This window comes from Microbacterium sp. HJ5 (assembly GCF_054824025.1).
In genome coordinates this window covers 1-8,281 of sequence record NZ_JSYE01000048.1, presented here as the reverse complement: position 1 = coordinate 8,281, position 8,281 = coordinate 1, and the positions used below count along the sequence as shown (strand labels likewise).

The following is an 8,281-nucleotide window of genomic DNA, read 5'->3' as shown; positions in this document are numbered from 1 at the left end:
TTACGAATTCGTTACACAGTGGACAAACGGTAACGAGTGTTACAGACTCTCAGGGCGGCGTTCATCGGCGAGCGCCCCCGAGAAAGGTACCCGAATGGAACACCTCACCCCCCGCCCCCGCCGGTTCACCCTCACCATCGCCGCCCTTGCCGCCACGGGACTCCTCGTCGCCGGATGCGCGTCCGCATCGGGCAGCGAGGGAGACTCGACGTCGTCGGACTCCGGCGCGCCGCTCGAGATCCTCGGCGCCGAGATCAAGGTCGACGAAGCCGCGCGTGCTCTGCTCCCCGACGACATCGCCACGGCCGGTTCGGTCACCGCCGCAACGGACGCTCCATACGCCCCCTTCGAGATGTTCGTCGAGGAAGGCTCGGACGAGCTGACCGGCGTCGACGTCCTGCTCGGGCAGGCCATCGGCGCCAAGCTGGGCATCGACGTCGAGTTCGCCCAGCAGGGCTTCGACGGCATCATCCCCGCCCTCCAGGCCGGCAACTACGACCTCACCATCTCGGCGATGACCAGCAGCGTCGAGCGCATGGACGTGCTCACCTTCGTCGACTACTCGGCGTCGGGCACCGGCATCCTGACCCGCGCCGGCAACCCCGACGAGATCGAGACGTACCTCGACCTCTGCGGCAAGGACGTCGCCGTGCAGACCGCGACCAGCCAGGTCGAGCTCGTGAACGACGTGTGGCAGGCGGAGTGCGAGGCAGAGGGACTCGAGCCGATCGCACTGTCGGAGTTCCCGTCCGACTCCGACGCCCAACTCGCCATCACAGCCGGCAAGGCGGCCGCCTCGCTGCTGACGAAGCCCAGCGCCGGGTACGTCGCCAAGATCACCAATGACGGCCAGACCTTCATGGTCGTCGAGGACCCCGCGGCCCCCAACGGCTACGATGCGACCCTCAACGGGATCGGCGTGCTGAAGGAGAACGCCGACTTCGCCGCGGCGATCCAGGCGGCACTCCAGTCCCTCATCGACGACGGCACCTACGCCGCGATCCTCGCCGAGTTCGGCGTCGAAGGCATCGGCATCGACGAAGCGACCATCGACGGCGCGGCATCCTGAGTCGCGTGCCGGGGGCGGTCGCATGACCACGCCGCCCCCGGGACGCCGGTCTCCCGTCGACACCTCGCACCGACCCGTCAACACCTAGGAGCATCATGGCCGCACCGTCGCAGCCGCTCGCCGGCACCCCGGCGCCTCCCGTCGACCGCCCCGTACCCATCGAGGCCGTCCCCCTCCGCCACCCCTGGCGCTGGGTGTCGGGCGTCGTCGTCGCCATCGTGACGGCGTCGCTCCTTCTCGCCTTCGCCCAGAACCCGAACATCGACTGGCCCACCGTCGGCGAGTACCTGTTCGCTCCACTCACGCTCCAGGGCCTTGCCACCACGATCTACCTCACGATCGCCGCCATGACGATCGGGTTGGGCGGAGGCATCGTCGTCGCGATCATGCGTCTGTCTCCCAATCCGGTTCTGCGCGCCGTCAGCGGGCTCTTCGTCTGGGTCTTCCGCGGGACGCCGGTGCTGCTCCAGCTGATCTTCTGGGGCTTCATCGGGGCCTTCCTCCCCAAGATCGTCATCGGGATCCCCTTCACGAGCGTCGAGTTCTGGTCGATCGAGACCAGCGACCTGATCCCGGCCACCGTCGCCGCGCTGCTCGCCCTGGGCCTGAACGAGATGGCCTACGCCTCCGAGATCGTGCGCGCCGGCATCACCTCCGTCGATCATGGCCAGACCGAGGCTGCCCACTCACTGGGCATGACCCCGGGCCGCACCATGCGGCGCGTCGTCCTGCCGCAGGCGATGCGGGTGATCGTCCCGCCCATGGGCAACGAGGTGATCACCATGCTCAAGACCACCGCTCTCGTCTCGGTGATCGCCGGCCGGGACCTGATGTCCAACCTGCAGGCGGCGTACGCCCAGAACTTCAAGATCATCCCGCTGCTGATCGTCGCAGCCATCTGGTACCTGGTGCTCACCAGTATCCTCGCCATCCCGCAGGCCTGGCTCGAACGCCGTTACGGCCGCGGGGTCGCAGGATCCAGAGAGAGCAGCGCTCTGCGCGGATGGCGCTCGTGGAAGGCCGGAGAGAAGTGACCGTCATGATTCCCCCGCATCCCGTCCAGGACGCCCCCGAGGCGACCACCGCAGCGATCATCGACGCCCGCGATGTGCACAAGCGCTTCGGCTCGCTCGAGGTCCTCAAGGGAATCACGCTGCAGGTGCAGCGTGGCCAGGTCGCGTGCCTGCTCGGACCCTCGGGCTCCGGGAAGTCCACGTTCCTGCGCTGCATCAACCACCTCGAGAAGATCGACGCGGGCATGATCCGCGTCGCCGACCAGACGGTCGGCTACGAAGAGCGCGACGGCAAGCTCTACGAGCTGCCCGTCCGTGCGGTGGCGCGCCAGCGCCGCGGGGTCGGCATGGTCTTCCAGAGATTCAACCTCTTCCCCCACATGACCTCCCTCGAGAACATCATCGAGGCGCCCACGCAGGTGCGGAGGCTCCCTCGCGCGGCCGCGCGAGAGCGCGCGCTCGAGCTGCTCGACCGCGTGGGTCTGGCCGACAAGGCGGCGGCCTACCCGAGTGCTCTGTCGGGCGGGCAGCAGCAGCGCATCGCCATTGCGCGCGCGCTCGCGATGGACCCGGAGGTGATGCTGTTCGACGAGCCGACGTCGGCCCTCGACCCGGAGCTCGTCGGCGACGTGCTCGATGTGATGCGCGACCTCGCGGCGTCCGGCATGACGATGATCGTCGTGACGCACGAGATCGGCTTCGCGCGCGAGGTCGCCGACATCGCCGTGTTCATGGACGGCGGAGTGGTCGTCGAGCAGGGGCGGCCGGACGAGGTGCTGGTCAGCCCGCGGGAGGCGCGCACCCAGGCCTTCCTCGGCAAGGTCCTCTAGTGCCGCCCCGCATCGCCGCAGCCCCCCTGAGCCCGCCTGCCTTGCTCGCGCGCGCCGAGGCGCTGATGCCGGGATTCCGCGCGGACCTGCGCCGGCTGGTGGGCATCGACTCCGGAAGTGACGACGCCGCCGGCGTTGACGCGGCAGGCGACTGGTGCGCCGAGCAGCTTGACGCGCTGGGCTTCGAGGTCGAGCGCGTCCCGACCCCCGCGGTCGAGGGCACCCGATACGGTGCTGTGGTCGTCGGGCGCAAGCGCGGCCGCGGCATTCGGCGCATCCTGCTCTTCGCCCACCTCGACACCGTCTTCGCCGAGGGCACTGCCGCCGCGCGGCCGTACCGCGAGGCGGACGGACGCGCGTTCGGTCCCGGTGTCTGCGACGACAAGGGCGGGGTCGTCGCCGCGATCCATGCCGCTCGGGTGCTTGACGACGCGGGGTTCGACGACTTCGGCGAACTGGTCCTCGCGTTCACTCCCGATGAGGAGGTCGGGTCGCCCGCTTCGGGCGCCCTGCTCGCAACGCTGGCCTCCGGTGTGGACGCCGCCCTGTGCCTGGAGGGAGCGCGCGAGAACGGTGACCTCGTGACGGCCCGCAAGGGCGTCGCCGACGTGCGCGTCCGCATCCGGGGTCGAGCGGCGCATGCCGGCGTCGAGCCCGAGCGCGGTCGCAACGCCGCGGTCGAGGCCGCCCACCTGCTGCTCGACCTGCAGGCTCTCAACGGCTCGCGGCCGGGACTCTCGGTGAACGTGGGAATGGTCACGGCGGGCGAACGCCCCAACATCGTTCCGGCCTACGCCGAGCTCACGGGCGAGGTGCGAGCGGTCAACCTGCTCGACCTCGAGTGGGCGCTCGCCGCGATCGAGGCGCGTGCCGATGCGCCTGTCGTCGTGGGAGTCGCGTGCGAGACCGAGCGGATGGCCGTGTGCCCGCCCCTTGAGGCGTCCGCCACAGCCGAGCTGTTCGCCGCGGCCGCCGCTGTGGCCGGTGAACTGGGCATCGATGTGGGCGGAGCCGCCACGGGCGGCGTGTCGGACGCGAACTTCGTCGCGGCCACGGGCGTCGCCGTGCTCGACGGGCTCGGCCCGGTGGGCGGAGACGATCACGCCGAGAGCGAGTGGCTCGATCTGACGAGCGTCCCCGGCCGGGTCGCGATGCTGGCCGGGCTCGTCATCCGCGTCGCCGCGGGATGACCGCGCTACTGTCGAGTCCGGAGGTGCCCGATATGGCCGAGGCCGGAATGGCGGAGTCGATCCGGCGAGGAATGGCCGATTGCTCACCCGCGGAGCGCAAAGTCGCGCGCGTGCTCCTCTCGGCGTACCCGTCTGCGGGCTTCGAGACCGTGGCGCGACTCGCGGAGCGCGCGAGCGTGAGCGGGCCGACGGTCCTGCGTTTCGTGCAACGGCTCGGCTACCGCGGGTTCCCCGACTTCCAGGAGGCGCTCCGGCGCGACCTCGACGAGCGCTCCGCGTCGCCGCTTCGCATCCACCAGACCCAGGGCCCTCGCGACGACGACAGCGCGACGCTGCGTGATCGTGCGGCGGCCATCTCCCAGCACACGCTCGCACAGACCTTCGCCGAAGTCAGCACCCACGACCTGGAGCGCTGCGTCGAGCTCATCTCGCAGGCACCGGGTTCGGTCCTGGTCGCCGGCGGAAGGTACTCGGGGCTGCTGGGGCGCGTGCTCGCGCAGCACCTCGAGCAGCTGAGACCGAGGGTGCGAACGCTTCCGGAGGCACCGTCCGCGCGCGCGGCGCTGGTCGGCGACCTGGGGCGGCGTGACGTGTTGGTGCTTTTCGACTTCCGTCGCTACGAGGAGCAGACGCAGCGTCTTGCGAAGGCGGCACGCGCGCGTCACGCGGCAGTGGTCCTGTTCACCGACATCTGGCTGTCCCCCATCGCTTCCGACGCCGACGTGGTGCTGACCAGCGAGACCGCCGCGCCCTCGCCGTTCGACGCGCTCACCCCTATCCTGGCGCTTGTCGAGACGGTCGTCGCCGGCTGCTTCGATCGCCTGGGCGATGCCGCGGTGGAGCGGATGGCTCGCGCCGACCGGACGGCGGACGACCTGGGTCTGTACTGAGCCCGCAACGCGCGACACGAGGGCCGCCCGCAGACGCGCCGGACGGCCCCGCGCCGCCGTCAGGGGATGGCGGTGATGTCCATCCGAAGGCCGGCGAACGAGATCGATCCCGACGGCGTGCGCCAGGCGGCGGTCGCTTCGTCACGGAGCAGTCCGGTCACGAACCGGGGGTCCGACTCGAGGCTCAACCCCTGCCCCGCACGAGACGACGATGCGACCACGTCCTGTGCGAGGTCGCGCAGCGTGTAAACGCCGCCCGCCCCGTCGAGCGAGTCCCACACGTCGCCGCGGGTGGAGGCGTCGGCGCCCCGCGCTTTCACGGGATGGGAGCCCTTCGCCCGCTGCACGGAGACGGCGTCGCCGATGGCGATCGTGTCGCCCGCCGTGGCGTAGCTCCAGCGCACACCAGTGACGCCGCCGGCTCCGTGGTCCGTCGCGCCGCGCACGTCGAGAACGGACACGCCGTGCTCGCCGATCACGGTTCCCTTGCCGCTGCGCCTGTCGAGGACGACCGCCGTGGTCTCGTCCACGCCCAGGACGAACGAATGACCGGTCTCGAGCGCGAGCTTGGCGGCGCGCCCCTGCCTGCCCCAGGTGGTGAAGTGGCTGTCGAGCAGCACGCCGTCGACGAAGCCGAAGCCGCCGTACGGCAGGTACCCCAGAGCGCGGGGGTCGTCGAGATAGCCGGCGGTGGCGCCGTCGCGCCACGCTTCGTACGACTCGCCGCCGGTGATCATGTCGGCACCCTGCTGGATGGTGAGCCCGGCGCTCACGCCCGCGACGACTCCGCGTGCCGCAACGTCGCGGATCGCGGACATGACGGGCGTGTCGGTGCAGGATGCGAAGGCTTCCAGGTCGGCGTCGTCGCAGTCGAACAGGGTCCGCACGTAGCGCATCTGGTCGCCTCCGCCGAAGAAGACGCCGGTGGATGCTGCGACCGCCGCGCGCACGCCGGGATCCGCGGCACGGTCAGGGGTGTACGGGTCGCCGGGATAGTTGTCACCGGCGTCGATGGGCACCGCATACGTCTCGGCGCCGTACTCCTCGAACAGCGCCGAGTAGTACAGCCCGTTCGCCGCCGCGTTGTTCTTGTCGGCATCGCCGGCATCCGCGGCGGACCGTGCGGGCGATGCGGCGGCGGTGACGAGGGCGATCCGCGCCTTCGCGGGGCCGGACCCGTCGGGGTCGGCGAGGTCGACGATGGCCCGGAGGATCTCGTCGTTCTCGGCGAGATTGCCGCCGATGAGGACGGCGTGCGGGGTCGGGGCCGGTGGCGCCGCCAGAGCGGACTCTGGGGCCAGCAGCGACGCGGACGCGACGATCGCCGTGACCGCCCCCGCCGTCGTGCGGTGGATGATGCGCATGGTTCTCCTTTGAAACAGCAGATACAGAATGTGGCTTGCTGTGTGAGAATCTAACGCACATTACAAATCAGTGGAAGGACGCCGATGACGGCATCTCCCCTCGCGCCGCCGCTCGCTCCTGCAGCACCCGCGGCCGCGATGCACCTCGCAGACGAAGTGGCGGCGGCGCTCGTCGATCAGGTGTTCGAGTACGCCCGGCGCCGGGCGCTCGAGGACGCCGTCCCGCTCGACCGGCCTCAGGCGCTCGGCGACCTGCGCCGGCTCGCCGGACACTCGATCCGTCCCGACGGCATCGGCGCACGGCGTGCGATGGGCGTCTTCGAACACGTGCTGGCTCCCGCCTGCATCTCGACCGACCATCCGGCGTATCTCTCCTTCATCCCCTCCGCGCCCACGAAGGCCGCGCTCGCGTTCGACGTGGTGGTTTCGGCGTCCGCGGTGTACGGCGGCTCATGGATGGAGGGGTCGGGCGCCGTGTTCGCAGAGAACGAAGTGCTGGCGTGGCTCGCCGCGGAGTTCGGCCTGCCTCCCGGCGCCGGCGGCGTCTTCGTGCAGGGCGGCACGATCGGCAACCTCTCCGCTCTCGTGGCGGCTCGTGAGCGCGCCCGCCGGAGGGCGCGGGCGGCGGGGGAGCGGATGCCGGACCGCTGGGCGGTCGTCTGCAGCTCTGAGGCGCACTCGTCGATCGCCTCGGCGGCGGCGGTCATGGATGTCGACCTCGTCGCGGCCGAGGCCGACGAGGAGGGGCGCCTTCGCGGCTCGGCGGTCGCCGAGGCGATCGCCTCCTCATCCGGCGCCGTCTTCGCCGTGGTCGCGACCGCGGGGACGACCAATCTCGGCATCGTGGACGACATCGCGTCGATCGCGGCGGTGGCGCGTGACCATGGTGCATGGCTCCACGTGGACGGCGCGTACGGGCTCGCCGCGATGCTCGCGCCGAGCACTCGGCATCTGTTCGCCGGCGTGGAGGACGCTGACAGCCTCATCGTCGACCCGCACAAGTGGCTCTTCGCGCCCTTCGACGCGTGTGCGCTCATCTACCGCGATCCGGCCGTCGCGCTTGCCGCCCACACTCAGAAGGCCGGCTACCTCGACACCCTGACCGACTCGGCCGATTGGAATCCCTCCGACCTCGCCGTCCAGCTCACGCGACGGGCACGCGGCCTGCCGCTGTGGTTCTCGCTCGCCGTGCACGGCACGGAGAGTTATCGTCGGGCGATCGAGGACGCCGTGGCGCGCGCCGGTCGCGTGGCCGACGAGATCCGTCGTCGGCCGGAGCTGCACCTTCTGCGTCAGCCGGACCTGTCGGTCGTGGCCTTCCGGCGCGAGGGGTGGAGTCGCGAGGATTATCAGGCGTGGTCGGATCGGCTGCTCGAGGATCAGCGCGCCTTCGTCGTTCCCAGCTCGCACGCCGGCGAGCCGATCCTCCGATTCGCCATCATCTCGCCGCTCACGACCGACGCCGTCCTCTGGGAGATCCTCGACACGCTGCGGTGACGCCGGCGGTCGCCCTGCGCCGACCGTCGTCGCATCCGCCTGCCGCTTGCGCTGGCGCATGGAGGGTCGGTCCGGCTCCCTCAACATCGGCGAAGGCTGCACGCACGGAGCAGTCGCGCTTCAGCGCGTCGAGAATCTTTCGATCCTGCGCGACGCAGGACTGGTCATCGGAGCGCGAGATGGGTACCAGGTGCGTCGCCGGCTGGACGCCAGCGGTTTCGAGCCGCTTGAGGACTGGATCTAACCGCTGATGGATGTCCTCGCGCAGGGATCCGCTCCGCCCGACGGATGAGTCGGAGGCGGGAACAACGCGCATGATCCGCGTGTGAGGTGCTGCGGTCGTGATCGCCCAAGGCCAACGCTGTCAGAGCTCGAACTGAGCTTCCAATTCCTCTAGCCCGTGCGGCGGATCATCCGGAGTGCTCGTC

The 8,281-nt window shown here is 70.5% G+C and carries 7 protein-coding genes; 6 read left to right on the top strand and 1 reads right to left on the bottom strand.

Annotation, left to right across the window (positions count from 1 at the left end; translation table 11 throughout):
• Positions 1 to 94 precede the first annotated feature (94 nt).
• The 5 genes from OB08_RS16115 (at position 95) to OB08_RS16095 (ending at position 4,992) form a co-directional block, all read left to right on the top strand.
• The gene (locus OB08_RS16115) at positions 95 to 1,069 is read left to right on the top strand and encodes an ABC transporter substrate-binding protein (RefSeq protein WP_461476521.1); all 975 of its coding nucleotides are present in this window, start codon (positions 95 to 97) and stop codon (positions 1,067 to 1,069) included.
• 95 nt (positions 1,070 to 1,164) lie between these two features.
• Positions 1,165 to 2,103, top strand: coding sequence for an amino acid ABC transporter permease (locus OB08_RS16110; RefSeq protein ID WP_461476519.1), 939 nt, complete (start codon positions 1,165 to 1,167; stop codon positions 2,101 to 2,103).
• A gap of 5 nt (positions 2,104 to 2,108) precedes the next feature.
• The gene (locus tag OB08_RS16105; RefSeq protein ID WP_461476517.1) at positions 2,109 to 2,912 is read left to right on the top strand and encodes an amino acid ABC transporter ATP-binding protein; all 804 of its coding nucleotides are present in this window, start codon (positions 2,109 to 2,111) and stop codon (positions 2,910 to 2,912) included.
• Between the two features lie 65 nt (positions 2,913 to 2,977).
• Positions 2,978 to 4,102 carry a M20 family metallopeptidase gene (locus tag OB08_RS16100; RefSeq protein ID WP_461476515.1) on the top strand — a complete coding sequence of 375 codons (1,125 nt, stop codon included), beginning with the start codon at positions 2,978 to 2,980 and terminating at the stop codon, positions 4,100 to 4,102.
• Positions 4,103 to 4,134: 32 nt separating this feature from the next.
• Complete coding sequence (locus OB08_RS16095) at positions 4,135 to 4,992, top strand: MurR/RpiR family transcriptional regulator (RefSeq protein ID WP_461476514.1); 858 nt, start codon at positions 4,135 to 4,137, stop codon at positions 4,990 to 4,992.
• Positions 4,993 to 5,051: 59 nt separating this feature from the next.
• Here OB08_RS16095 and OB08_RS16090 read toward each other — a convergent pair whose 3' ends face one another.
• Positions 5,052 to 6,356 (bottom strand): cyanophycinase, encoded by a 1,305-nt coding sequence (locus OB08_RS16090; RefSeq protein ID WP_461476513.1) that lies wholly within the window; start codon positions 6,354 to 6,356, stop codon positions 5,052 to 5,054.
• An 84-nt stretch (positions 6,357 to 6,440) separates the two neighbouring features.
• Between OB08_RS16090 and OB08_RS16085 the strand changes: the two genes are divergently transcribed.
• A complete protein-coding gene (locus OB08_RS16085) occupies positions 6,441 to 7,853 on the top strand; it encodes a pyridoxal phosphate-dependent decarboxylase family protein (protein ID WP_461476511.1) in 1,413 nt (470 codons plus the stop codon).
• The last annotated feature ends 428 nt before the right edge of the window (positions 7,854 to 8,281 follow it).